General features: G+C 72.6%; 27 protein-coding genes and 1 riboswitch. Of the genes, 13 read left to right on the top strand and 14 right to left on the bottom strand.

Annotation, left to right across the window (positions count from 1 at the left end; all coding sequences use genetic code 11):
- The first annotated feature begins 5 nt into the window (after positions 1–5).
- From CS0771_RS00135 to CS0771_RS00125, 3 genes are all read left to right on the top strand, one after another.
- The gene (locus CS0771_RS00135) at positions 6–1,031 is read left to right on the top strand and encodes a LacI family DNA-binding transcriptional regulator (RefSeq protein ID WP_212839240.1); all 1,026 of its coding nucleotides are present in this window, start codon (positions 6–8) and stop codon (positions 1,029–1,031) included.
- Between the two features lie 93 nt (positions 1,032–1,124).
- Positions 1,125–2,126 carry a hypothetical protein gene (locus tag CS0771_RS00130; RefSeq protein ID WP_212839239.1) on the top strand — a complete coding sequence of 334 codons (1,002 nt, stop codon included), beginning with the start codon at positions 1,125–1,127 and terminating at the stop codon, positions 2,124–2,126.
- 445 nt (positions 2,127–2,571) lie between these two features.
- A complete protein-coding gene (locus CS0771_RS00125; RefSeq protein ID WP_212839238.1) occupies positions 2,572–3,216 on the top strand; it encodes a hypothetical protein in 645 nt (214 codons plus the stop codon).
- 54 nt (positions 3,217–3,270) lie between these two features.
- Here the strand turns inward: CS0771_RS00125 and CS0771_RS00120 are convergent, their stop codons facing one another.
- The 4 genes from CS0771_RS00120 to CS0771_RS00105 all read right to left on the bottom strand — a co-directional run bounded on the left by CS0771_RS00120 (position 3,271) and on the right by CS0771_RS00105 (position 6,193).
- Positions 3,271–4,512, bottom strand: coding sequence for a delta-60 repeat domain-containing protein (locus CS0771_RS00120; protein ID WP_212839237.1), 1,242 nt, complete (start codon positions 4,510–4,512; stop codon positions 3,271–3,273).
- Positions 4,513–4,740: 228 nt separating this feature from the next.
- Positions 4,741–5,127: a hypothetical protein gene (locus tag CS0771_RS00115; RefSeq protein ID WP_203755541.1), complete on the bottom strand. Its 387-nt coding sequence runs from the start codon at positions 5,125–5,127 to the stop codon at positions 4,741–4,743.
- A complete protein-coding gene (locus CS0771_RS00110) occupies positions 5,124–5,312 on the bottom strand; it encodes a hypothetical protein (protein ID WP_203755538.1) in 189 nt (62 codons plus the stop codon). The genes CS0771_RS00115 and CS0771_RS00110 overlap by 4 nt, the downstream gene beginning before the upstream one ends.
- 47 nt (positions 5,313–5,359) lie before the next feature.
- Positions 5,360–6,193, bottom strand: a complete 834-nt coding sequence (locus tag CS0771_RS00105) for a phosphoribosylaminoimidazolesuccinocarboxamide synthase (RefSeq protein ID WP_212839236.1) — start codon at positions 6,191–6,193, stop codon at positions 5,360–5,362.
- Between the two features lie 96 nt (positions 6,194–6,289).
- Between CS0771_RS00105 and CS0771_RS00100 the strand changes: the two genes are divergently transcribed.
- The 4 genes from CS0771_RS00100 to CS0771_RS00085 are packed head-to-tail and all read left to right on the top strand — an operon-like array spanning position 6,290 to position 9,985.
- Complete coding sequence (locus CS0771_RS00100; RefSeq protein ID WP_212839235.1) at positions 6,290–7,429, top strand: ImmA/IrrE family metallo-endopeptidase; 1,140 nt, start codon at positions 6,290–6,292, stop codon at positions 7,427–7,429.
- Positions 7,430–7,444: 15 nt separating this feature from the next.
- Positions 7,445–8,332 carry a GTPase Era gene (gene era, locus CS0771_RS00095; RefSeq protein WP_212839234.1) on the top strand — a complete coding sequence of 296 codons (888 nt, stop codon included), beginning with the start codon at positions 7,445–7,447 and terminating at the stop codon, positions 8,330–8,332.
- Between the two features lie 27 nt (positions 8,333–8,359).
- Positions 8,360–9,115 carry a DNA repair protein RecO gene (gene recO / locus CS0771_RS00090; RefSeq protein WP_212839233.1) on the top strand — a complete coding sequence of 252 codons (756 nt, stop codon included), beginning with the start codon at positions 8,360–8,362 and terminating at the stop codon, positions 9,113–9,115.
- A gap of 33 nt (positions 9,116–9,148) precedes the next feature.
- Positions 9,149–9,985 carry an isoprenyl transferase gene (locus CS0771_RS00085; protein ID WP_212839232.1) on the top strand — a complete coding sequence of 279 codons (837 nt, stop codon included), beginning with the start codon at positions 9,149–9,151 and terminating at the stop codon, positions 9,983–9,985.
- 92 nt (positions 9,986–10,077) lie between these two features.
- On the opposite strand, the gene CS0771_RS00080 is transcribed toward CS0771_RS00085, so the two are convergent.
- From CS0771_RS00080 to CS0771_RS00070, 3 genes are read right to left on the bottom strand one after another with little or no spacing between them, the layout of a single operon-like run.
- Positions 10,078–10,866, bottom strand: coding sequence for an energy-coupling factor transporter transmembrane protein EcfT (locus CS0771_RS00080; protein ID WP_244870510.1), 789 nt, complete (start codon positions 10,864–10,866; stop codon positions 10,078–10,080).
- Positions 10,863–12,203 carry an ABC transporter ATP-binding protein gene (locus tag CS0771_RS00075; protein WP_212839231.1) on the bottom strand — a complete coding sequence of 447 codons (1,341 nt, stop codon included), beginning with the start codon at positions 12,201–12,203 and terminating at the stop codon, positions 10,863–10,865. Before CS0771_RS00075 ends, CS0771_RS00080 begins: the two co-directional genes overlap by 4 nt.
- Positions 12,203–12,787, bottom strand: coding sequence for an ECF transporter S component (locus CS0771_RS00070; RefSeq protein ID WP_212839230.1), 585 nt, complete (start codon positions 12,785–12,787; stop codon positions 12,203–12,205). The genes CS0771_RS00075 and CS0771_RS00070 overlap by 1 nt, the downstream gene beginning before the upstream one ends.
- A 96-nt stretch (positions 12,788–12,883) precedes the next feature.
- Positions 12,884–12,988, bottom strand: a riboswitch (TPP riboswitch).
- Between the two features lie 125 nt (positions 12,989–13,113).
- Between CS0771_RS00070 and CS0771_RS00065 the strand changes: the two genes are divergently transcribed.
- From CS0771_RS00065 to CS0771_RS00055, 3 genes are all read left to right on the top strand, one after another.
- Positions 13,114–14,130: a permease gene (locus CS0771_RS00065; protein WP_212845517.1), complete on the top strand. Its 1,017-nt coding sequence runs from the start codon at positions 13,114–13,116 to the stop codon at positions 14,128–14,130.
- Positions 14,127–14,876 (top strand): TIGR03943 family protein, encoded by a 750-nt coding sequence (locus CS0771_RS00060; protein WP_212839229.1) that lies wholly within the window; start codon positions 14,127–14,129, stop codon positions 14,874–14,876. The genes CS0771_RS00065 and CS0771_RS00060 overlap by 4 nt, the downstream gene beginning before the upstream one ends.
- 93 nt (positions 14,877–14,969) lie before the next feature.
- Positions 14,970–16,868 carry an acyl-CoA dehydrogenase family protein gene (locus tag CS0771_RS00055; protein ID WP_212839228.1) on the top strand — a complete coding sequence of 633 codons (1,899 nt, stop codon included), beginning with the start codon at positions 14,970–14,972 and terminating at the stop codon, positions 16,866–16,868.
- Between the two features lie 95 nt (positions 16,869–16,963).
- Here CS0771_RS00055 and CS0771_RS00050 read toward each other — a convergent pair whose 3' ends face one another.
- The 7 genes from CS0771_RS00050 to CS0771_RS00020 form a co-directional block, all read right to left on the bottom strand.
- Positions 16,964–17,575: a hypothetical protein gene (locus CS0771_RS00050; protein WP_212839227.1), complete on the bottom strand. Its 612-nt coding sequence runs from the start codon at positions 17,573–17,575 to the stop codon at positions 16,964–16,966.
- A 60-nt stretch (positions 17,576–17,635) separates the two neighbouring features.
- On the bottom strand, positions 17,636–18,043 hold the full coding sequence (locus tag CS0771_RS00045; RefSeq protein ID WP_203755500.1) for a Fur family transcriptional regulator: 408 nt from the start codon (positions 18,041–18,043) through the stop codon (positions 17,636–17,638).
- Positions 18,040–18,378, bottom strand: coding sequence for a helix-turn-helix transcriptional regulator (locus tag CS0771_RS00040; protein ID WP_203755497.1), 339 nt, complete (start codon positions 18,376–18,378; stop codon positions 18,040–18,042). The genes CS0771_RS00045 and CS0771_RS00040 overlap by 4 nt, the downstream gene beginning before the upstream one ends.
- Positions 18,375–19,259 carry a metal ABC transporter permease gene (locus CS0771_RS00035; RefSeq protein WP_212839226.1) on the bottom strand — a complete coding sequence of 295 codons (885 nt, stop codon included), beginning with the start codon at positions 19,257–19,259 and terminating at the stop codon, positions 18,375–18,377. The genes CS0771_RS00040 and CS0771_RS00035 overlap by 4 nt, the downstream gene beginning before the upstream one ends.
- The gene (locus CS0771_RS00030; RefSeq protein ID WP_212839225.1) at positions 19,256–20,020 is read right to left on the bottom strand and encodes a metal ABC transporter ATP-binding protein; all 765 of its coding nucleotides are present in this window, start codon (positions 20,018–20,020) and stop codon (positions 19,256–19,258) included. The genes CS0771_RS00035 and CS0771_RS00030 overlap by 4 nt, the downstream gene beginning before the upstream one ends.
- Positions 20,017–20,943: a metal ABC transporter substrate-binding protein gene (locus tag CS0771_RS00025; RefSeq protein ID WP_212839224.1), complete on the bottom strand. Its 927-nt coding sequence runs from the start codon at positions 20,941–20,943 to the stop codon at positions 20,017–20,019. Before CS0771_RS00025 ends, CS0771_RS00030 begins: the two co-directional genes overlap by 4 nt.
- A 141-nt stretch (positions 20,944–21,084) precedes the next feature.
- Positions 21,085–21,348, bottom strand: a complete 264-nt coding sequence (locus CS0771_RS00020; protein WP_212839223.1) for a hypothetical protein — start codon at positions 21,346–21,348, stop codon at positions 21,085–21,087.
- Positions 21,349–21,434: 86 nt separating this feature from the next.
- Here CS0771_RS00020 and CS0771_RS00015 point away from each other — a divergent pair, with 86 nt between their 5' ends.
- The 3 genes from CS0771_RS00015 (at position 21,435) to CS0771_RS00005 (ending at position 24,283) form a co-directional block, all read left to right on the top strand.
- Positions 21,435–21,758: an antibiotic biosynthesis monooxygenase gene (locus CS0771_RS00015; RefSeq protein ID WP_212839222.1), complete on the top strand. Its 324-nt coding sequence runs from the start codon at positions 21,435–21,437 to the stop codon at positions 21,756–21,758.
- A gap of 472 nt (positions 21,759–22,230) precedes the next feature.
- Positions 22,231–22,737, top strand: a complete 507-nt coding sequence (locus CS0771_RS00010) for a hypothetical protein (protein WP_212839221.1) — start codon at positions 22,231–22,233, stop codon at positions 22,735–22,737.
- Between the two features lie 166 nt (positions 22,738–22,903).
- A complete protein-coding gene (locus CS0771_RS00005) occupies positions 22,904–24,283 on the top strand; it encodes a glycine--tRNA ligase (RefSeq protein ID WP_212839220.1) in 1,380 nt (459 codons plus the stop codon).
- Positions 24,284–24,323 lie beyond the last annotated feature (40 nt).

Below are 24,323 nucleotides of genomic sequence, written 5' to 3'. Positions count from 1 at the left end.
CGCCCATGCCTCGAACCTCGTCAACCAGAACCCCCGGCAGCGCGGTCACGCTGCAGCAGGTCGCCACGGCGGCCGGTGTCTCGCTGGCGACCGCCTCCCGGGTGCTGCACGGCAGCGGGGGACGCAGGGTCGCCGAGGCGCTCGCCGAGCGCGTCACCGCCGCCGCCGCCGAGCTGCGCTACGTCGCGCACGCCCCGGCGCAGTCGCTGGCCCGCTCGCGCAGCACCGTGGTCGGGGTGCTGGTGCACGACATCGCCGACCCGTACTTCGCCGCGATCGCGGCCGGGGCCATGGGCGTGGCCCGCGAGCACGACCTGATGGTGCTGGTGGCCAACACCTTCCGCGACCCGGCGCTGGAGCGCGACTACCTGGCCCGGCTGCGCGCGCAGCGGGCCCGGGCGGTGCTGCTGGCCGGTTCGGCGTTCGTCGGCGAGCCGTTCGCCGAGGAGGTGGCGGCGTTCACCGACTCCGGCGGGCGCGTCGCCGCCATCGGCGCGCACGGCACCGGCATCGACACCGTCGAGCCCGACCAGTACGGCGGCGGCCGCCTGATCGCCGAGCACCTGGTCGCCCTGGGACACCGCGAGATCGGCGTGATCACCGGCCCGGCCGGGCTGGCCACGGTCGCGCAGCGGCTCGCCGGCTTCACCTCGGTGGTGGCCCGGCCGTACGTGGCCCCCGCCGACTTCACCCGCGAGGGCGGCCGCGCGGCAGCGCACGAGCTGCTGCGCGCGCACCCGCGGCTGACCGCGATCTTCGCGCTGAACGACCTGATGGCGGCCGGTGCGCTGGCCGCGCTGCGCGAGCTGGGCCGGCCGGTGCCGGAGCAGGTGTCGGTGGCCGGCTTCGACGACCTGCCGGTCGCCACCGATCTCACCCCGGGCCTCACCACGGTGCGCCTGGCGCTGTCCGACATCGGGGCGCAGGCGATGCGGCTGCTGCTCGACGACGAGCCGGGCGGCCGGACCGTGCCCGCCGCGGCCGAGCTGGTGGTACGCGAGAGCACCGGGCGGGCCGCTGGAGTGCACTGATCTCCCAATTCTCCAAATTTTTCCGTTTAGTCCGGTTTGGGGGTTATAGCGCCGGGTAGTCACTGGGCTGCGTCAAGCTCAGTGGAGGTATGCATGCGACGTCTCATGTCCCAGACCGCCTGGTCCCGCGCCCTCACCGCCTGCGGGGCGGCGGCCTTCGTCCTAGGCGCCGCGCTGGTGGCCGCCGGTGCCGGTCATCCCGCGAAGGCCTGGGCGAATGCCCCGATCAGCATCACCGCGGACACCCTCGGGGTCACCGCGGCGGACTTCGCCACCCGCGACTGCAGCCCGCGCTTCGGCGGGGGTCCGCTGGCCGGCCAGGACGTATGGGTCTTCGACCTGCCCGGCGACCACATGGTCACCGGCGACTTCACCTCGGTCCAGGCCACGTTCACAGTGCCGGACGGCGGGGAGGTCACGGCGTCCATCCCGGACGAGGGCGGCTCGATCGTGCTGGACGAGACCAGCCGGGCCTGGATCGCCCTGCCCGCGGGCTGGACGCTGACCGGCGCCAAGGCGGAAGTGTCCGGCAGCGCCGAGTCGTTCACGCTGGCCCAGACGTGCCCGGCCGAGGGCGCGGGCGGTCCCGCCCCGGACCCGTCGGCCGCCCCGGACCCGTCCGGAGCCCCGATCGCCGACCCGTCGGCGCCGCCAGCCGAGCCGGACCCGTCCGGCTCGCCGGTGCCGGGCGCCTTCGCCTCGGCGGCACCGCCGGTGGATCCCTCCGCCGCGCCGGAGCCTCCCACGGACCCGATCGTGCCGCCGGTGGACCCGTCGGCCGCGCCGGAGCCGCCCGTGGACCCGTTCGCGCCGCCCGTCGCGCCGGACCCGTCCGCTGACCCCATCGCGCCGTCAGCGGCTCCCGAGCCGCCGGTCGCCCCGTCGGCCGCGCCCGAGCCGCCGGTCGCGCCTTCGGCGGAGCCGCTGCCGCCGGTCGCGCCGTCGGAAGAGCCGCCGTCCCGGCCCGTCCGCCCCCAGCCGGTCGAGCCCCCGGCGAACCCGGGTCCCGCCGCGCCCCGCCCGGCCGCGGGCTGGCAGAGTGCGGCCGCTTTGGGCGCGGTATGGGACGACATCCTGGACGCGTTTCCCTGGTGACGGCGGAGATCGTGCCTCGATGACGGGCAGCTGAGCGTCGCCCGGCCATGGCCGGTGACCGGGCGACGCCGAGTTCAGGTGGACCCGCCCGGATCGGAGGAGGCCGGTCCGGAGCGTCGCGATCGTGACGGCGCCGGCCCCGCAGCGGCGGGCCGGCGCCGTCACCTGTTCTCCGTGGACGTCGCCCTGCGCTTCGGCGACCGTGCCAGCCCGGGGCTGCCGCGCGGCAGCACTCCTCGACGTCGGCGGGGCAGGCGCGGAATGCGGAAAAGTGACCACACCCGGGCGCGTCGCGGTTGCGCTGTTCGGCGCTCGTACCAATAGTTACGGAAAGTGGCCAAACGACCACTTAAAGTGACAGGAGGCATGCATGGAGCATCTCGTGGAGATCTCTGGCAAACGTGGGCCGCGGTACGCGGCCCTCCGGGCAGGCGCCCTCGCGTCGGTGGGCGCGCTGGCCGTCGGGGTCGTGATCAGCTTCGGCTTCACCACGGCCGCCGCCACTGGAGCGGCACGCGTCGAGCCGGCACCGCAGCCGCGCTTCGTCGCGGGCAACCCCACCACGTGCGAGGAGGCCGGATTCACCGGAACTCTGCTGTTCGGGGAGGGCGACGCGGCCTACCCGCCGCCGCCGACCGCCGCCGGGACCGGCGTGGTGTCGGGCGGCACGACCCTCGACGTGACGATCAACGAAGGCTTCACCGCCTCGGGCATCCTGGTCAAGGGCGGCCCGGACGCGAACGCCTACGACGGGCCTTTCACCGGCCCGGTGGTCGTCGAAGACATGCAGTCGCCGCCGAACATGGGCGGCAACGTGCCTGAGATCAGCCATTGGTTCGTCTGCGGCAGCGGCGTCGCGCCGTCGTCCCCGCCGCCGTCGTCCCCGCCGCCGTCGTCCCCGCCGCCGTCGTCCCCGCCGCCTTCGTCCCCGCCGCCGTCGACTTCTCCGTCGACTTCTCCGTCGACTTCTCCGTCGACGTCTCCGTCGGCGTCGCCCTGCCCGTCGCAGAGCAAGTCGCCCAAGCCCTACCACAGCGGCAAGCACACGCCGCGTCCGCAAGCGCTTGAGGAGCAGACGGCACGGCGGTGACGTGTGATGACGGTGCCGGCCACGCGATGGCCGGCGCCGTCACCAAGGGGACGGTCAGGGCGCTGCCGTGCCGGGCGGATAGGGGAACAGGCCGATGCGAGCGTGGTACTCCCGGGCCAGTTCGTCGGTGTCCGATCCGACGACCAGGCCCTGCGGGCAGTCGATGAAGGCGCGTACGCCCTCGCCCCGGCTGCGGGTCGGGTTCCAGTCCAGCGCACGGCCGGTCGCCGGGTCGAGCGCCGCGATGCCGGGGCGCTCGACCGCGCCGGGCCCCATCGTCTTGTGCCCGTAGGTGTTGTCCTGCCAGAGCTGGTGACCGCCGACGTAGACGGCCGATCCGGTCGCGGCGACGGCGTAGAGCGAGTGCCCGCCGGTGTGATTGATCCAGGTCGGCGTGTGCTCGCCCGCACCGGCCGTCTCGAACCGCGCCGCGGTGGTGCACGGCAGATCCGGACCGGAGTCGTGGCCGGTGGTGACGACGACGAAGTACGCGCCGTCGGGCGAGTGGTCGATGCCGCGTACGTAGCTGTCGAACCGGGAGTCGCACCGGTCCGCGCCGTAGAAGGCGGTGGACCAGCCGGTGACCACGGCCCGTGGCCCGGTCACGTCGAACTCCGCGAGCTGGTGCCGCTCCCGCCCCTGGACCCGGGTGAAGTTGCCGATCACGACCAGCCGTGAACCGTCCGGCGACAGCGACATCGCCTCGGCCCGCGGCCGGTTGTCGACTCCCTGCGCGAGCCCCGGTTCGAAGCCCTCGTCGAGCTGTCCCGACATGGCGTCGAGCCTGGCCAGCCCGGCCCGCGGCACGCCGTGCACCGAGCGGTAGAAACCGCCGGCGTACAGGTCGAACCCCTGCACCGCGAGTGTCCGGACGTCGCCGTCGACCGGCGCGTAGAAGCTGCGGTGGAGCCGCCCGGTGGCCGGGTCCAACCGGGCCAGTGAGCGCCGCTGGCGACCGTTGACCAGGGTGAAGTCCCCGCCCACGAGCAGGCTGCCGTCCGGGGCCTCGGCCAGGGCGTAAACCGGTCCGTCCAGGTCCACCGCCAGCGGCGTGAGCTGCCCGTCGGACAGCCGGAAGGCCATCAGGTTGCGGCGCCGGGCGGGTGCCTGGCGCAGCGCGTCGGTGGTGGCGGTGAACTCGCCGCCGACCACCACGGTGTCGCCGAGCAGGGCCATCGCCCAGACCCGGCCGTCGGTGACGTGCGGGGTCCAGTCCACCGGGTCGGTCGAGACGATTCGTGGCGGGAGCAGGGCGGGCGCCGCGGGCGGCACCGGCGAGGGCGCCGCAGAAGGCATCGCCGGAGCCGCGGGGGGAGGCGGGGGAGGCCCGGTGGAAGGCACGGGGGCCGCGACGGAAGGTTCCGGAGCCGCGACGGCAGGCGGGGGCTCCGCTGCGGCCGGGCCGGCCAGCAGGACGGACGACATCAGAAGCGACACGCCGAGCACAGAACGCATGAATACATGATCGGTGTGATATGGCGCGGATGTGAAGAAATCGGATGAAAGGCGAAAACCCGTTCGGGTTCACACTTCCCGGATCAGATCGGCGCTGAGAATCTTCCCGGCCAGCGCAGGTTCGGCGGTCATCAGCGGCACCCGCAGCACCGCCGCGAGCAGGCAGGCGTGCGCCATGCCGAGGGTGCCCAGGAACCGCGCCAGCCCGCCCACGGCCGGGGCGTCGCCCGGGTCCAGCGCGACGATCTCGACCTGCGGCAGGGTCCGGAAGACATCCAGCATGGCCTCGTCGGCCCGGTCGGCCATCCAGTACGCCTCGCTCAGGCACAGCGCGGGCACGAGGGCGGTGTAGCCACGGTCCTCCAGCCCGGCCAGCGCGGCGCTCACCGTCATGCTGTCGGCCGCCACGTAGCGCCGGATCGCGCCGGTGTCCACGACGCGCCCGCGCGGCCTCACCGGGCCTTCCGCTGCAGCTGCGCCATGACGGCCTCGTAGTTGGCCTCCTGCTCGGCGATCCACTCCGGATCGCCACGCCGCTGCTCCTCCAGCTCCAGCTGGGCACGGAACTCGGCCATCAGCTCCGGCGGGATCTCCGGCAGGCCGAGCCGCCGCCTGGTCTCCAGGTACGTTTCGCGGGCCATGTCGCGAGGTTAACCCCGTCGCGCCGGGCCCGGCAACGACCGTCGGGTCAGGACCACGCCAGGCCGGTGAGCCGCTCGTACGCCTCGATGTAGCGGGCCCGGGTGGCGGCGACGATGTCCTCGGGCACCTCGGGGCCGGGCGCGGTCTTGTCCCAGCCGATGCCGACCGCCCAGTCGCGCACGAACTGCTTGTCGAAGCTCGGCTGCACCCGGCCGGGCGCGTAACCGTCGGCGGGCCAGAAGCGCGAGGAGTCCGGGGTGAGCACCTCGTCGCCCAGCACCAGCGTGCCGTCGGCGGCCCAGCCCAGCTCGATCTTCGTGTCGGCGAGGATGATGCCGCGCTCGGCGGCGATGTCGCGGCCGCGCGCGTACACGGCGAGCGTGATCTCGCGCAGCCGCGCCGCCACGTCCTCGCCGACCTTGCCGGCCACCTCGGCGTACGACATCGGCAGGTCCTTCTCGCCGACCGGGGCCTTGGTGGACGGGGTGAACAGCGGCTCGTCCAGGCGGGACGCCTCGGTCAGGCCGGGCGGCAGGGTGATGCCGGAGACCGAGCCGCCGGCCTGGTACTCCTTCAGCCCGCCGCCGGTGAGGTAACCCCGCGCGACGCACTCGACCGGCACCATGCGCAGCGACCGGCAGCGCACCGCCCGCCCGGCGAACTCGGCGGGCACGTCGTCGGCCGAGATGACGTGGTTGGGCACGATGTCCCGGAGCTGCTCGAACCACCACAGCGACAGCTGGGTCAGCACCCGGCCCTTGTCCGGGATGGGCGTCGGCAGGATCACGTCGTAGATCGACAGTCGGTCCGACGCCACCAGGATGATGTCCGCGCCGTCGCGGTAGACGTCCCTGACCTTGCCCGAGTGCAGCAGCTCCACGACGATCACGCTACCGGAACGCCACCGGCCGCCTCCGGGCCGCCTGAATCCGTCTCATCGTTGCGATTATCGCGACCCCTCGTTACGGTGACAGCCATGGATGAAGGCGTCATCGACCGGGTCCGCTCGGTGATCGTCCGGGTCTCACCCAGCCAGGCCGCCTTCAGCGAGCTGGTCGGCATCAGCGCCGACAAGCTGTCCAAGTCGCTCAACGCGGTGCGCCGCTTCACCTCGCTGGAGCTGGCCCTCATCGCCGACGCCGGGGACGTCAGCGTCGACTGGCTGCTCACCGGCCGCCTGCGGGAGGCCGTTGCGCCGCCCGACGGGCCGGGCACCGGCGACGATGTGCGCGCGCTGGTGGACCGGTTCGCCTCGGCGTACGAGACGCTGCGCCTGCTCGGCCGCCGCCCCCGCCTGGCCCCGCTGCCCGCCGCGCCGTCCGGCCCGCCCGGCCCGGCCGGTCGTGAGCTGGCCGAACGCGCCGTCAATGCGGTGCGCGCCGCGGCCGGCCAGCCCGGGTTGCGCGGTGCGAACACCGCCGCGCTGGCCACCGTGATCGAGCGCGCGTTCGCGGTGGACGTAGTGCTGACCCCGCTGCCCGGCGGCGCCGACGCGCTGTGCTGGCAGACCGCCTGCCACCGGCTGGTGGTGATCGGAACGACCAGCAGGTTCACCAGGCAGCGCTACGCGCTCGCGCACGCGCTCGGGCACGTGCTCGCAGGGGACGCCGACGAGCCCCTACTCGACCAGGAGTTGGCTCCCGGCGTCCAGCGGGCCGACGGGGAGGTGCGAGCCGACGCGTTCGCGTCGGCGTTCCTGATGCCCTACGACGAGATCGTGGCGGTGGCCGGGCGGGGCGAGGTCACCGACGCCTGCTTCGTCGAGCTGGTGAGCGGCTTCGGCGTCTCCGCCGGAGCGATGGCCGCCCGGCTGCGCGAACTCGGCCTCGTTGACGCCGCCCGCCAGGGCGAGCTGAGCCGGTGGACCGCGGCCCGCTGCCACCGGGGATCGCCGGGCCGGGACAGACTGTTGGCCGCGATGGCCGCGGCCCGGACCCGGCGGCAGCCCGCGCGGCTGGTGGGGGAGCTGTTCGGCGCGTACGCCGACGGCGCGACCACCCTGGTCCCGCTTGCGTCGCTGCTGGAGTGCCCGGTCGACGACCTGTTCGCGGCGCTGGTCGCCGAGCATCCGGCCGCACGGCGGGGGTACGCCGACGAACCCGCCTTCCTGCCGTGAGGGTACGTTACGTGAGTGGCGGATAACTCATACCGTGCCGGGTTTGCCTGCTTCGTGGGACGGCCGAACGCGGGCAAGTCGACCCTGACGAACGCGATCGTCGGCCAGAAGATCGCGATCACGTCGAACAAACCGCAGACCACGCGGCACGTCATCCGCGCCGTGCTGCACCGGCCGGACGCGCAGCTGGTGCTCGTGGACACCCCCGGCCTGCACCGCCCGCGCACCCTGCTCGGCGAGCGCCTCAACGACCTGGTCCGCGCCACCTGGAGCGAGACCGACGTGATCGGCCTGTGCATCCCCGCCAACGAGCCCGTCGGCAAGGGCGACACCTTCATCGCCGGGGAGATCGCCGGCCTCAAGGCCACCGTCGTCGCCGTGGTCACCAAGACCGACCTGGTCGACAAGAAGACCCTGGCCGAGCAGCTGCTCGCGGTGAACGCGCTGGGCGAGTTCGCCGACGTGGTGCCGGTCAGCGCGGTGGCTAACCACCAGCTGGACACCCTGGTCGACGTGATGGTGAAGCACCTGCCGCGCTCGCCCCAGCTCTACCCCGACAGCATGCTGACCGACGAGCCCGAGCACGTGCTCATCGCCGAGATGATCCGCGAGGCGGCGCTGGAGGGCGTACGCGACGAGCTGCCGCACTCCATCGCGGTGCTGGTCGAGGAGATCATCCCCGAGGACGGCCTGACCAAGGTGTACGCCGACGTCTACGTCGAGCGGCAGAGCCAGAAGGCCATCATGATCGGCGCCAAGGGCTCCCGGCTCAAGGAGGTCGGCACCAAGGCCCGCGCCGACATCCAGGAGCTACTCGGCACCAAGATCTACCTCGACCTCCACGTCCGCGTCGCCAAGGACTGGCAGCGCGACCCCCGCCAGCTCCGCCGCCTCGGTTTCTAGTCGCCGGGGGTCGGTAGGCTCCCGCGTATGCCGGGCATGCGCCGACCCCTCTACCGCGACGACGCGCTCGTGCTGCGGGCGCAGAAGCTGGGCGAGGCCGACCGGATCGTGACGCTGCTGACCCGGCAGCACGGCCGGGTCCGCGCGGTCGCCAAGGGGGTACGCCGCACCACGTCGCGCTTCGGGGCGCGCCTGGAGCCGTTCAACCACGTCGACGTGCAGTGCAGCGAGGGCAGTTCGCTGGACACCGTCACCCAGGTCGAGGGCCGGGACCTGTTCGGTGGCCGCTTCCAGCGGGACTACCCGCGCTACACGGCCGCGAGCGCGATCGTGGAGTTGGCCGAGCGGCTCACCCCGGTCGAGCGCGAGCCCGCGCTGAAGCTGTACCAGCTCACCCTGGGCGCGCTGCGGGCGCTGGCGGAGGGCAGGCGCCCCGCCTCGCTGGTGCTGGACGCATACCTGCTGCGTGCCATGTCCCAGGCGGGCTGGGCCCCGGCGCTGCGCGACTGCGCGGTGTGCGGCGAGGCCGGGCCGCATCGCGCGTTCTCCATCGCGGCCGGCGGGGTCACCTGCCTCAACTGCCGCCCGCCGGGCGCCGCGCACCCCGACCCGGCGACGCTCGACCTGATGTCGGCGCTGCTGGAGGGCGACTGGGCCGCCGCCGAGCTGGCCGAGCCGCCGGTGCAGCGGGAATGTGCAGGTTTCGTGGCGGCTCATTTGCAGTGGCACCTGGAGCGGCAGCTACGCTCGCTGCCGTTGGTAGACCGCCGGGAGCCGGGCTGAGCCCGACCCGCGCCACGAACAGGGGATCCGCACGTGATTCGACCGTCCGTCAGGACCGGCTTCACCCGGCAGCGGCCTGAGCCGAAGCAGCCGACCCCGCACCCGTCCGGCGCCGTCGCGCCGAAGCTGCCCGGTGAGGCGCTGCCCCAGCACATCGCGATCGTGATGGACGGCAACGGCCGCTGGGCCAAGGACCGCGGCCTGCCCCGCACCGAGGGCCACAAGCGGGGCGAGTTCTCCCTGTTCGACACGATCGAGGGGGCGCTGGAGATCGGCGTGCCGTACCTGTCGGCGTACGCGTTCTCGACGGAGAACTGGAAGCGCTCGCCCGAGGAGGTGCGCTTCCTGATGGGCTTCAACCGCGACGTCATCCGCCGCCGTCGCGACCAGCTCAACGAGCTGGGCGTACGCATCGTGTGGTCGGGCCGCCGGGGCCGGCTGTGGAAGAGCGTCATCGACGAGCTGGAGACGGCCGAGCAGCTGAGCCGCCACAACACCAAGCTGACCCTGCAGTTCTGCGTGAACTACGGCGGTCAGGCGGAGATCGCCGACGCGGCCGCCGCGATCGCCCGCGACGTGGCGGCGGGCCGCCTCAAGCCCGACAAGATCAACGAGAAGGTCTTCGCGCGCTACCTCTACCACCCCGAGGTGCCCGAGGTGGACCTGTTCCTGCGCCCCTCCGGCGAGCAGCGCACCAGCAACTACCTGATCTGGCAGTCGGCCTACGCCGAGCACGTCTACCTGGACACGCTCTGGCCCGACTTCGACCGCCGCCACCTCTGGTACGCGTGCGAGCTCTACGCCCAGCGCGACCGCCGCTTCGGCGGCGCCCTCCCCAACCCCGTCGCCCCGCCCCCCGCCGCCGCTTGATCATCCGACTTGCCAGGCACCCGGGCGTATCCGCGTCCATGATTCGCCCACCTGCCTGGCAAGTCGGTGGATCATGCTGGCCGCCGGCCGAGTCAGCGATGGGCGATGAGCTGGATCGCGGTGGCGAGGGTGGCGCCTGCGGCGATGAGCAGCCAGTCGGCGGGACGCCAGGGCATGGGGCGGGCGACGGTGCGGGGCAGCCCGGCGTCGAAGCCGCGGGCGTCCATCGCCACGGCGAGCCGGGTGCCGCGCCGGATCGCGCCGACGAGCAGGCCGAACGCGGTGCTCGCGAAGAGCCGCAGCCAGCGCGCCGGATTGCGCCCTGCGTCGATGCCACGCGCCCGGCGCGCCATGGCGATCATCCGCCACTCGTCGCCCAGCAGCCCGACCAGCCGGAACGCGGCCAGCGCCCCGATCGCGAACCGGGCCGAGACGCGGGCGTGCTGGATCAGCGAGTCGGCCAGGTCGGTCGGGTCGGTGGTGCTGAACACGAGCACGCTCGGCAGCGCGATGGCCAGCAGTCGCATCGCCAGCGACAGCGCGTTCACCAGTACCGTCGTCGTGATCACGATCGGCCCGGCGGCGAACAGCACCGTCCCGGAGCGGTCGGCCGCGAACAGGGCGAGGGACACCACCACACTCGCCGCGCCGAGCAGCGCGGGCCAGCCGCGGCGCAGCAGGCCCCACGGCGTGATCCCGAACAGCGGCGCGACCAGGAACGTCGCCGCCAGCGCGAACCCGAGCGCGGCCACGTCCCGGGTGAGCAGCGCCGCCGTGGTGAACAGCGCCAGCGCGACGATCTTCGCGACCGGCGTGCGCCGGGCCAGTAGCGCCGTGGACGGCGGAGCGGACGAAGCCGAGACGGCGATCGGGCCGGTCACGGTGCACGCTCCAGGTGGAGTACGCGGTCGGCGAGGGTGTCGACCACGGCGGGGTCGTGGGTGACGGTGACCACGCCGTGGCCGTCGTCGCGCAGGTCGGCCAGCAGGTCGACCAGCTCCAGCCAGGTGCGCCGGTCCTGGCCGAAGGTGGGCTCGTCGAGGATCAGCAGCCGGGGCCGGGCGGCCAGCGCGGTGGCCACGGACAGCCGCCGTGCCTCGCCGCCGGACAGCGTGAACGGGTTCGCCCCGGCAAGGTGGTCCAGCCGCAGCCGGGTGAGCAGCTCGTCGACGCGGGCGGGCGAGGTGCCGCCGAGTGCCAGCTCGTCGCGCACGCTCGCGGTGACGAACTGGTGTTCCGGGTTCTGGAACACCGAGCCGATCCGCCCGGCCAGCGCGCGGGCGCGCCAGCGGTGCGGCGGCCCGTCGGGCGAGCGCACCTCGCCGGACGCGGGCGGGAGCAGGCCGCCCAGGGCCAGCGCCAGGGTGGACTTGCCGGAGCCGTTGGGCCCGGTCACCGCGAGCGCCTCCCCGGCCCGCACCGCGGTGTCGGGGTAGGAGAGATGGCGTACCCGCAGGTCGTGGGTGGACAGCAGGACGTCGCCGGGCGGGGCGGCGGCGCGGCGGGCGGCCGCGGGGTGGCCGGGCACCCAGACCCCGGCCGCGGCCAGCTCCGCGCCGAGCGGCCCGCTCAGCAGGTGGGGAGCGATGTCGTCGCGTACGCCGCCGCCCGGCTCCAGCACCACGACGCGGGTCACCAGCTCCAGCACCTCGGCGATGCGGTGCTCGACGAGCACGACGGTGGTGTCGGCGCCGACGGCGTCTCGCAGCGCCTGCCGCACCAGCGCGGCCCCGGCCGGGTCCAGGTTGGCGGTGGGCTCGTCGAGCAGCAGCAGGTCCGGTTCGGGCGCGAGCGCCCCGGCCAGCACGAGCCGCTGCTGCTCGCCGCCGGACAGCGCGTCGGTGGCCCGGTCGCGCGGGTATCCGAAACCGACCCGGGCCAGCACCTCGTCGACGCGCGGCCAGATGCGGGACAGCGGCCACCCGAGGTTCTCCAGGCCGAACGCGACCTCGTCCCCGGCCCGCGACATGACCAGCTGCGACTGCGGGTCCTGGAACACGATGCCGGTGCGGGCCGCGGCGACCTCGACGGTGCCCTCGGCCTGCCCGGAGTCCTCGGGCAGCAGCCCGGCCAGGGCGTGCAGCAGGGTGGACTTGCCCGCGCCCGAGGGGCCGAGCAGCAGCACCCGTTCGCCGCGCGCGATGCGCAGGTCGAGCCCGCGCACCGCCCACGCGCGGCGTCCGGCGTGCCGCCACCCGTACCCCTCGAGCTTGATCATCAGACCAGGTCGCGGGCGCGGCCGGAGGGGAAGCGGTCCAGCACGCCGGTGCCGGCCAGCGCCTTGGTCAGGTAGTGGCCGCCGATGCCGGCGAACAGGACGGTGCTGGCCACGACGATGCCGACGTACGCGAGCTTCCAGTCGGTCTGCCAGTCGGCGTAGTAGTAGTACAGGTCGAGCCCGGCGGCGGTGAGGCCGGCCAGCACCGACGCGATCAGCGACTGGCCCAGGCCCCAGCGCTTGTAGCCGCCGAGCGCGAAGCCGAGCTCGCCCGCCGCGCCCTCGGCCAGGCCGTACCACAGCACGCTGATGCCCCAGGAGGTGCCGAGCAGCGCGGAGACGATCGCCGCGACCAGCTCGGTGTAGATGCCCGCGCCCGCCTTGCGGATGATCAGCGGGGCGAGCACGGCGGGCAGCAGCCAGACGCCGTAGATGGCGGCCGCGGCCGGCGGGAAGGTCGCGCCGAAGATCGCTCCGGCGGGACCGTTCCACAGCAGGCCCCAGGCCCAGAAGATGACGCCGAAGGTGACGGCGAGGATCGAGGCGACGACGATGTCGACCGTGCGCCAGCGGTGGTCGTTCATGTGGAGACTCCAGGTCCGTTGAGGGTACGAACGAGGAGAAGTGCACACGTTGCGTCCGAAATACCCGATTTGAGTATGCCGAAAGCCGACGTGGCGGTGAGGTGTAGACCGAACTCCCTGCGCTGGCATTACCCAGATCAGGTTCGAGGGTCTGCGGCCGTTGCCGCACTCTCAGCGCTGTGCGCTCCCCTGTCGTTATCTGCTTGTTCATATGAAGCCGCCTGCGGGCGGCGCTTGTGCCGATGAGGCTAACACCGAACCGGGCACCGGTAACCTGTGCCGGTCGGCACACCCCCGATACCGAAGGACGCCCGTGACCTCCGTCGATCAGCGCGTCCTCCACGCCCGCGGCGCCGCCCGCCGGCTCCGGTCCCCGCCGGACCCGCCTGCTCGGCGGCCGGGTCGGCTCCGTCGAGGTGCTCGCCCTACTGCTCATCGCGCTGCTGCTGTTCCGGGGGCCGATCGCCGACGCGATCGCCACGCCGCTGCTGCAGACCTGGACCACCGTGTTCGTGTCGGTGATGGTGCAGGCCACGCCGTTCCTGGTGTTCGGCGTCGCGCTGTCGGCGGTGATCGCGGTGTTCGTGCCGCGCTCGTTCTGGGCGAAGGCGCTGCCCAGGCACCCGGCGCTGGCCGTGCCCGTGGCGAGCTGCGCCGGGGTGGTGCTGCCCGGCTGCGAGTGCGGCTCGGTGCCGATCGCCGGGTCGCTGATCCGGCGCGGCGTCACCCCGGCCGCCGCGCTCGCGTTCCTGCTGGCCGCGCCCGCGATCAACCCGATCGTGCTGACCGCCACCGCGGTCGCCTTCCCGAACAATCCGGAGATGGTCGTCGCCCGCGGCGTGGCCAGCCTGGTCGTCGCCATGATCATGGGCTGGCTCTGGCTGCGCCTGGGCAGGCAGGACTGGATCCGGCTGCCGCACCGGCCCGAGTTGGACGACCTGTCGAAGGCGCGCGCGTTCTGGGCGGCCTGCCGGCACGACATCGTGCACGCGGGCGGCTTCCTGGTGCTCGGCGCGATGGCCGCGGCCACCATCAACGTGCTGGTGCCCGAGTCGGTGCTGCAGGCGGTGGCCGACCGGCCGGTGCTGTCGGTGCTGGCCCTGGCCGGGCTCGCGGTGCTGCTGTCGATCTGCTCGGAGGCCGACGCGTTCGTCGCCGCCTCGCTGAGCCAGTTCTCGCTCACCGCGCGGCTGGCGTTCCTGGTGGTCGGCCCGATGGTGGACCTGAAACTCATCTCCATGCAGGCCGGGGTGTTCGGGCGCCGCTTCGCGCTGCGCTTCGCCCCGGCCACCTTCGTCACCGCGGTGCTGGTCGCCGCCGCCGCCGGGATGGTGCTGCTGTGAACCGTCAGGCCCAGGGCGTGGTCATGCTGCTGCTCGGCGGCGCGATCCTCAAGGCCAGCCTCACCGACATGTACCTGCGCTACGTCAAGGCGGGTCTGCAGCCCTTCCTGATCGGCGCGGGCGCGCTGCTGGTCGTCGCGGCCGTGATGACCCTCTGGTATGACTTCCGGCACGGCACGACGGCCGACACCGAGTGCGCCGACGGCTCCCACGAGCACGGCGCCGAGCACGAGCATGCGGGCGGGCATCGCGAGCCGCGGGTGGGCTGGCTGCTCATCGCGCCGGTGCTGGGGCTGCTGCTGGTCGCCCCGCCCGCGCTCGGGTCTTACGCGGCCGAGCAGGCCGGGAGCGCGCTGTCGGCCCAGCAGGTGTCCGACTTCCCGGCGCTGCCGGCGGGCGACCCGGCCCGGATCAGCGTGCTCGACTACGCCACCCGCGCGATCTTCGACGAGGGCCGGTCCATCGGGGACCGCCGGGTCCGCATCACCGGCTTCCTGTCCGCCGATCCGAACGGCGGCCAGCTGCTCACCCGCATGATCCTGTCCTGCTGCGCGGCCGACGCCCGCCCGATCAAGGTCGGCATGAACGGCGCCGTGCCGCAGGGGCTGGCGGCCGACAGCTGGGTGGAGATCACCGGCAGATACACCGCCCATCGGGGCACGGACCCGGTGAACGGGGACGATATCCCGTTCATCGAGGTGCTGGAGTGGCGTCCGGTCACGGCTCCCGCGGAGCAGTACGAGTAGACACGCCCGGTCGTCCTGCCAACTGCTACCGATCAGTAGTACTGCGGGGTAGCGTGATTTAAGGCGCACTACTGGACGACAGGGGTGTCGGCTATGACCACTGTGCAGCGAGAGGTGACCGCAGAACAGGCCCGGCAGGTCGCGGAGGCCGCCCGGGAGAGCGACTGGCGCAAGCCCAGTTTCGGGAAACAGCTGTTCCTGGGCCGGTTGCGGATGGACCTGATCCACCCGTGGCCGCAGCCCGCACCCGATCCCGACGCCGAGGCGTTCCTGGCCAAGCTCGGGGAGTACGTGGCGACCGAGGTCGACGGGGCCGCCATCGAGCGTGACGCCCGTATCCCGGACGAGGTGTTCCACGGCCTCGCCGAACTCGGCGCCTTCGGCATGAAGATCGATCCCGCGTACGGCGGCCTCGGCCTGTCCCACCTGGACTACTGCCGCGCGCTGGCGCTGGCCGGCTCGGTCAGCCCGGCGATCGGCGCGCTGCTGTCGGCGCACCAGTCGATCGGCGTGCCGCAGCCGCTCAAGCTCTTCGGCACCCAGGAGCAGAAGCAGCGCTTCCTGCCCCGGCTGGCCGCCGGAGAGGTGTCGGCGTTCCTGCTTACCGAGCCCGACGTCGGCTCCGACCCGGCCCGCATGTCCGCCGTGGCCAACCCGGTCGAGGGCGGCTACCGCCTGAACGGCGTCAAGCTCTGGGCCACCAACGGCACCGTGGCCACGCTGCTCGTGGTCATGGCGATGGTGCCCAAGGGGGAGGGCCGCCGCGGCGGCATCACCGCGTTCGTGGTCGAGGGCGACTCCGACGGCATCACCGTCGAGCGCCGCAACGGCTTCCTCGGCCTGCGCGGTCTGGAGAACAGCGTCACCCGCTTCCACGACGTGTTCGTGCCCGCCGAGAACGTCATCGGCGGCGAGGGCCAGGGCCTGAAAATCGCGCTGAGCACGCTGAACACCGGCCGCCTGTCGCTGCCCGCCATGTGCGTCGGCTCGGCCAAGTGGTGCCTGAGCGTGGCCCGGCAGTGGTCCCAGGAGCGCGTGCAGTGGGGCCGTCCGGTCGGCAGGCACGAGGCGGTAGCCACCAAGATCGCGTACATCGCGGCGACCGCGTACGGCATGGAGTCGATGCTGGAGCTGTGCTGCATGCTGGCCGACGACGACCGCAACGACTTCCGGATCGAGGCCGCGCTGGTCAAGCTCTACGGTTCCGAGCTGGCCTGGCGGGTGGCCGACGAGCTGGTGCAGATCCGCGGCGGCCGTGGCTATGAGACCGCCGAATCCCTCGCCGCCCGCGGCGAGAAGCCGCTCGGCGTCGAGCAGCTGCTGCGCGACATGCGCATCAACCGCATCTTCGAGGGCTCGACCGAGATCATGCACCTGTTCATCGCCCGCGAGGCGGTGGACCAGCACCTGTCCGTGGCCGGGGCGCTCATCGACCCGAAGTCGAAGCTCGGCGACAAGTCCAAGGCCCTGCTCAAGGCCACCGGCTTCTACGCCCGCTGGCTGCCCACCCTCGCCGTGGGCAAGGGCACCTTCGGCGGCTACCGGCAGTTCGGCCGCCTCGCCGGGCACGTGCGCTACGCCGAGCGCGCCGCGCGCCGCCTGGCCCGCAACACCTTCGCCGGGATGGCCCGCTGGCAGGGGCGCCTCGAACACCGGCAGGCGTTCCTGGGCCGGATCGTCGACATCGGCGCGGAGCTGTTCGCCATCGCCGCGGTCTGCTCCCGGGCCGGCGCCTCCGGCCGCCGCGAGGAGATCGCCCTGGCCGACCTGTTCTGCCGCCAGGCCCGCGGCCGCATCGTGATCCTCGAACACGAGCTCTGGCACAACACCGACGCCGAGGACGTCGCCCTGGCCGCCCGCGTCCTCGCCGGCGACCACACCGACCTCGAACAGGGCATCATCCCGCCGACTGACGAAGGCGACTGGGTGTCCCCCTGGACCCCCGGCCCGTCCACCGCCACCGACGCCCGCCGCCGCATCCCACCCCGCTAGAAAGGAAGGGCACCTTCTTATCGTTTTCCGAGGTAGAAGGTGCCCTTCCTAACCACTGCGGTCCGCGTTCGGTGGCAGAAGCGCCGCGCGGCGGGTCAGCGGTGAGGGCTGCCGCGCAGGCCGAGGCGGCGCAGTTCCAGCGAGGCCAGCTGATCGATCGAGCGCGGGTCGCCGGTGCGCCACCCGGCCACCACCCCGTCGTCCAGCGAGGCCAGCCGCCGCAGTGGCGCTGTGGCCAGGGCCCGCAGCGCCAGCAGTTCGCTGCCGCCCGGATACCGGCGCACCTTCGCGGCGGTGCTCGCGGCGCGGATCCAGCTCAGCCGCAGCGGCACCCACAGCGCCAGCGCCATCAGCAGGGGGATGCCCGCGGTGAGCAGCGCCAGCACGATGGCCAGGTTCTCGATCGCGAGCTGCTGGTCCCGCCCGGCTTCGGCGATGGTCTGGGCGGCCCCGGCCGCGCTCCCGAACGGGCTGCTCAGCCGGTCGCCGACGAGCGGAACGCCCTGTGCCCGTTCCTGCGCCTCCATCATGTCGGCGGCCAGATCGACACCGGCGCGTTCGAGCTTCTGGCCGGGCACGGCCAGCTTCTCGACCAGGTGGTACAGCGTGATCGCGGCCCAGACCCAGACGGCGCTCCACACCAGAGCGGCGACGTCGGCGATGATCTGCCGGGTGAACCGCCAGGGCTTCTCCGCATAGAGCTTCATGAGAGCATTCTGATCGACGTACGCGATCGGTAAACGTCCCGTCACGCCCGGCGTCGAAAGTCAGCGCCCGGCCGCACACTCCCGGCAGGTGCCGAAGATCTCCAGCGTATGGCTGACGTCCACGAACCCGTGCTGCTCGGCGACCCGGTCCGCCCACGACTCGACGGCCGGCCCGGCCACCTCGACGGTCCGCCCGCACGTCCGGCACACCAGGTGATGGTGGTGCCCGTCGGAGCAGCGCCGGAACAGCTGCTCGCCGCCGGGCGGCCGCATCACGTCGATGTCGCCCGCGTCGGCGAGCGCCTGGAGCGTGCGGTACACGGTGGTCAGGCCGACGCGCTCGCCCCGGTCGCGCAGCATCGCGTGCAGCTCCTGCGCGCTGTGGAAGCCCTCCACCTGGGACAGGAGCGTCGCGACGGCGGAGCGCTGGCGGGTGTTGCGGGCGGCCGTGCCCTGTGGCGTGGTCATGAGCGCGGCTCCGCGGCGTGGGTCACGGCGTCGGCCACGATGTGCGCGACGTGGTCGTCCACCAGGGAGTACGCGATCTCGCGGCCGTGCCGTTCGGCGCGGACCACCCCGGCCGCCCGCAGCACGCGCAGGTGCTGCGACACCAGGGGCTGCGCGACCCGCAGCCGTTCCACCAGTTCGTGCACGTGGCGTTCTCCGTTCGTCGCCAGCTCGGTCACGATCGCGATCCGTACGGGTGCGGCGAGCGCCCGTAACAGTTCTCCGGCGCGGGCGTAGGACTCCGTCTGGCTCACATCGACCACCGTAGCCCCGCGCGTCGGCGCATACCCAATCATGAGTCGAGGACGCACTCGGGCGGCTCGCATGCCGCCACCTGCGCGGGTTCGGCGCGCCGCCGCCGGCGCAGCACCGTGCCGGCGAGCGCGACCAGCACGAACAGGGCGATGGCGACGAGCACGATGGTGGCGCCGGGCTGCAGGTTGAACCCGCCGGACAGGGTCATGCCGGTGCCGGCGCTGACCACGCCGCCGAGCATGGCCAGCGCCATGGTGCCGGCGAAGCCTCGCGAGACCAGCTGCGCCGCCGCGACGGGCACCACCATGAGCGCGCTGACCAGCAGCAGGCCGACGGTACGCATGGCGACGGTGACGGTGACGGCGGTCATCACGGCCAGCAGCAGGTTGAGCGCCCGCACGGGCAGGCCGGACACCTTGGCGTACTCCTCGTCCTGGCAGACGGCGAACAGCCAGGGTCGCAGCCCGACGGTCACGGCCAGCACGCAGGCGCCGAGCACCGCCATCGCGACCAGGTCCGCGGGAGTGGTGGTGACCAGAGAGCCGAACAGGTATGACGTCAGGTTGGCGCTGCCCTTGCCCGGCGCGAGGCCGACCAGGAAGACGCCGCCCGCGATGCCGCCGTAGAACAGGATGGCCAGCGCCATGTCGCCGGAGGTGCGGCCGCGTTCGCGGATCAGCTCGACGGCGACCGCGCCCAGCGCGGACACGATGATCGCGGTGAGCACCGGGTTGCTTCCGGTGAGCAGGCCCACGCCGACGCCGGTCAGCGCGATGTGGCCGATGCCGTCGCCGATCAGCGACATCTTGCGCTGCACCAGGTAGATGCCCAGCGACGGGGCGATCAGGCCGGTGATCAGCGCGCCGAGCAGGGCGCGCTGCATGAACGGGTACGACATGATCTCGACGAGGCTCACGTTCATTCGCGTCCCCAGATGCTCGGCGGGTCCTGCGGGGCGTGCGGGTGCACGTGGTCGTGGCCGGGCTCGGCGTGGTGCCCGGCCGGGTGCGGCACCGGCCCGTCGTGGGCGATGACACCGTCGTGCACCACCACGGCGCGGGTGATGACCGGCTGCAGCGGGCCGAGCTCGTGCGCGACCAGCAGCACCGTGCCGCCCCGGGCGACGAAGTCGCGCAGCGCGTCGGCGAACGCCTCCTGCGAGGCGGCGTCCACGCCCGCGGTCGGCTCGTCGAGGACCAGCAGGTCGGGCTGGCCGGCCAGGGCGCGGGCGATCAGCGTGCGCTGCTGCTGACCGCCGGACAGCGAGGCCACCGGGTCGTGCGCCCGGTCGGTGAGCCCGACCGCGGCCAGCGCCCGCGCCACCGCCTGCCGGTCGTCGGCGGTGCGGCGGCCCGGGAAGCCGCGCCGGGCCAGCCGGCCGGAGGCGATGACCTCGCCCACCGTGGCGGGCACGCCGCCGCCCGCGCCCAGCCGCTGCGGCACGTACCCGATGCGGCGGCGTTCGCGGAAGCGGCGCAGTGGCGTACCGAACAGCTCGACCTCACCCTCGACCAGCGGCACCAGGCCGAGGGCCGCGCGGATCATGGTGGATTTGCCGCTGCCGTTGGCGCCCAGCACCGCGACCACCTCGCCGCTGCTCACGGTGAGGTTGACGTCGCGGAGCACGGGACGGTCGTAGGCGACCGCCCCGTGCCTGATCACCAGTACCGGTGAGGTGCTCATGAACAGCCCAACGCCGTACGCAGTGTCGCGAGGTTCGTCCGCATGACCGAGAGGTAGTCACCCGAACCGCCCTCGGCTAGTCCTTCGAGCGGGTCGAGCACCGCGGTCTTCGCGCCGGTCTCGGCCGCCAGCGTCTCGGCGACCTTGGGCGAGACGAGGGTCTCGAAGAAGATCGTGGTGGCGCCGTACTTGCGCGCCTCGGCGGCGACCGCGGCGATCTGCTGCGGGGTGGGCTCGGCCTCGGGCGTCAGCCCGGTCAGCGCGATCTGCTTGAGCCGGTACCGGTCGGCCAGGTAGCCGAACGCGGCGTGGCTGGTCACGATCTCGCGCCGCTGGCAGTCCTTCAGCCCGGCGGCGAACTCGCCGTCCAGCTTGTTCAGCTCGGCGATCAGCTCGTTGCCGCGCCTGGCGTAGTCGGCCGCGTGCGCGGGATCGGCCTGGGCCAGCCGGTTGGCCATGCTGCCGGTGATCGCGGCGAGCCGGGTCGGGTCCAGCCAGACGTGCGGGTCGGGCGCGCCGGCGTGATCCTCGTCCACCGCGCCGGAGTGGTTGGGCCCGGTGGCGGGCGGAGTGACCGTGCCGGCGTCGAAGGCGCGGTCGGCGGCGTTCTGCTCGATCGCCGCGTCGAGCTGCGGCTGGAAGCCCTTGAGGTAGAGCACCAGCCCGGCGTCGGCGACCTGCCCGACCTGGGCGGGGGACAGCTCCATGTCGTGCGGCTCGGCGCCCGGCTGGGCGAGGTTGACCACGGTGGTGTCGGGTCCGCCGACCTTCTCGGCGACGAACTGCAGCGGGTAGAAGCCGGTGACCACGCTGGTCCGACCGGAGGTCTCCGCGGGGGAGTCGGAGCAGGCGGCGACGGTGCCCAGGGCCAGCAGCGCGGCGGCGCCGGTGACGGCGGAGCGCTGGAGAGTTCGGCTCAGCATGGCGTCAACTCTCTCTGAAAATGAGAACGATTGTCAAAAACGCATAGGTGCATATCCCTGCGGCGCGCCCCCTTGCATGATCGAAGCTCCCTTCATGCTGCTAGAACAGCGGGAAGGGAGCTTTCGATCCGCGAAGAGGGCTCAGAACAGCCGGGTGATCGCCGCCGCCGTGAGCAGGGTGAGCACCACCAGGCGCAGTGCGCGGGTCGCGGCCGGCTGCACCGACCAGGTGAGCATCAGCAGCCAGGCGAGCCCGGCGGCCAGCGCCAGCAGCATGATCCCGCTGTACGGGCTGGGCAGCAGCACCGCGACCAGCAGCAGGGCCAGCGTGCCCAGCAGGGCTCGGGTCCGGTTGATGCGGGCCAGCCGCCGCAGCAGCAGGTGGTTCGCGACGTCCTGGGGCACGGCCGGCGGTCCTCTCGATCCGGGTGGATGGGGACGTTCCTCACCCCGTAAACGACGGGAGGGCGCCCTTCCTTACTGTAAACAGCGTGCTGATGCTCAACCGATTCGTGATCGCCGCCAACGAGGAGGCGTTCGTCGAGCGCGCCCACGCGGCGCTGGCCGCGCTCGCCGCCCGGCCCGGCTACCTGCGCGGCGAGCTGACCCGCTCGCTCGACGAGCCGGAGCACTGGTGCCTGCTCACCGAGTGGGAGAGCGTCGGGGCCTACCGGCGGGCGCTGGGCGGTTTCGACGTCAAGATGACGGCCACGCCGCTGCTGGCCGAATCGCTGATGGAGCCGTGCGCGTACGAGACCCTCGCCGCCGCCGACCCCGGCGGCGACGTCCAGACCCGCCCCAGCGACCGCGCCTGACCCCGCCCCAGGCACCCCACTCCGCCTCCGGCGGGCTCGCGCTCCCGGCTGCGACCCGCGCTCCAGCTGCGGCTCGCGCTCCCGGCTGCGGCTCGGCTCGCGGCTGCGGCTCGCGCTCCCGGCTGCGGCTCGCGCTCCAGCGTCATGATCGCAGTCTCGTGTCAGAACCTGGGCTCTGGCCATGGATTTCGACACGAAACCCCGATCATCGTGGCGCGCCCAATCCCGGCCAGGCACCCCCGGGCCGTGGAAGATCGCGGCTTCGTGTCCAAACCTCTGCCCAAACCACACTTCGCGACACCAACCCGTGATCTTGGCGAGTGGCCGGGCACGCGCGCTCGCGCCGCCGGGGCGATGATCGCGTCGATCTTGCGCGAAGTGTTAGCTATATGTGTGATTTGGGTGTGTCGTACCCACAGCTCGCGCAAGATCGGCGGGGTGGGGGTGGGCGGCACGCAATATGATCGCGGCCATGACCCATGTGCCTACCCCGCCCGTGCCGCCCGGTCCGGGTGCCGCGCCGCCGTTTCCGGCCGCGCCCGCCGAGGGTGGCGGGACCCGGCTGGGCTGGGCGCTCGGCGCGGCCGGGCTGATCGTGGCGCTGTGCTGCGGCGGCGGCCTGGTGGCCGGCGTGGGTTTGGCGGTCACCGGGGTCAAGGCGATCAACGAGCGGGCGCAGGTCGCGGTCGGCGACTACCTCGGCGCGCTGAAGGGCGAGCGGTACGAGGACGCGTACGACATGCTGTGCGACGCCGAGCAGCGGCGGCTGACCCTGGACCGGTTCACCAGCCAGGAGCGCGCCCGCCCCGAGCGACTGACGTCCTACGAACTCGGTGACGTGGAGCTGGCGGCCGACATCAGCCTGCCGGTGACCGAGCGCTACACCGACGGCGACTCGGCGCAGGTGACCTACCTGCTGGTGCAGAACACGAAGACGACGGCGCTGGAGGTCTGCGGCAGGCGCTCCGGCACGCGCTGAGCGCCCCCGCCCGGCGCGCCTGCTCACGTGGCGGGTGCAGTAGCGTTAACCGAATGCGGGTTGCCGTCGGTGACCCGTACCGTATCCACGTCGGCGGGCAGCTGAGCCCGACCGACCTCCGCCGACAGCCAGCCGGCGGCTATCTCCAACGGAATGGAGCCTGATCATGCCCGCGGACCGCATCGACTCCGTCGTCAGCCTGGCCAAGCGCCGGGGCTTCGTCTACCCGTCGAGTGAGATCTACGGCGGCACCCGCTCGGCCTGGGACTACGGTCCGCTGGGTGTGGAGCTCAAGGACAACGTCCGGCGCCAGTGGTGGAAGACGATGGTCCAGCAGCGCGACGACATCGTCGGCCTGGACTCCGCGGTGATCCTGGCCCGCCAGGTGTGGGAGGCCTCCGGCCACATCGAGGCGTTCGTCGACCCGCTGACCGAGTGCACCCACTGCCACAAGCGCTTCCGGGCCGACCACCTGGAGGAGGCGTTCCTGGCTAAGAAGCCGGGCGCGACCTTCGCGCTGTCCGAGCTGAACTGCCCGAACTGCGGCAACAAGGGCGGTTTCACCGAGCCGCGGATGTTCAACGGCCTGATGAAGACGTTCCTCGGCCCGGTCGAGAGCGCCGAGGGCGTGCACTACCTGCGCCCGGAGACGGCGCAGGGCATCTTCGTGAACTACGCCAACGTGGCCACCACCGCGCGCAAGAAGCCGCCGTTCGGCATCGCGCAGGTCGGCAAGAGCTTCCGCAACGAGATCACCCCGGGCAACTTCATCTTCCGGACCCGCGAGTTCGAGCAGATGGAGATGGAGTTCTTCGTCGAGCCCGGCACCGACGAGCAGTGGCACGAGTACTGGCTCAACGAGCGCTGGAACTGGTATCTCGACCTCGGCATCTCGCCGGACAACCTGCGCTTCTTCGAGCACCCGAAGGAGAAGCTGTCGCACTACTCGAAGCGGACCGTGGACATCGAGTACCGGTTCCGGTTCGGCGGCACGGAGTTCTCGGAGCTGGAGGGCATCGCCAACCGCACCGACTTCGACCTCACCACGCACAGCAAGCACTCCGGCGTCGACCTGTCGTACTTCGACCAGGAGAAGCAGGAGCGCTGGGTGCCGTACGTGATCGAGCCGGCGGCCGGTCTGACCCGTGCCGTGCTCGCCTTCATGCTGGAGGCGTACGACGAGGACGAGGCCCCGAACACCAAGGGCGGCGTGGACAAGCGCACCGTGATGCGCTTCGACAAGCGGCTGGCCCCGGTGAAGGTGGCCGTGCTGCCGCTGTCGCGCAACGAGCAGCTCTCGCCGAAGGCCCGTGAGCTGCAGAAGGCGCTGAGCATGCGGTGGACCGTCGACTTCGACGACGCCCAGGCGATCGGCCGCCGCTACCGCCGCCAGGACGAGATCGGCACGCCGTACTGCGTCACCGTCGACTTCGACACCTTGGACGACAATGCGGTGACGGTACGTGATCGTGACTCGATGGTGCAGGAGCGCGTCTCGCTGGACCAGGTCGAGCGCTACCTGATCGAGCGCCTGCCCGGCTGCTGAGCAGCTGAGCTGTGAGAAGTCCCCGGGATCGACTCCCGGG

This window comes from Catellatospora sp. IY07-71 (genome assembly GCF_018326265.1).
Classification (GTDB): domain Bacteria; phylum Actinomycetota; class Actinomycetes; order Mycobacteriales; family Micromonosporaceae; genus Catellatospora.
This window is presented reverse-complemented; position numbering and strand designations above follow the sequence as displayed.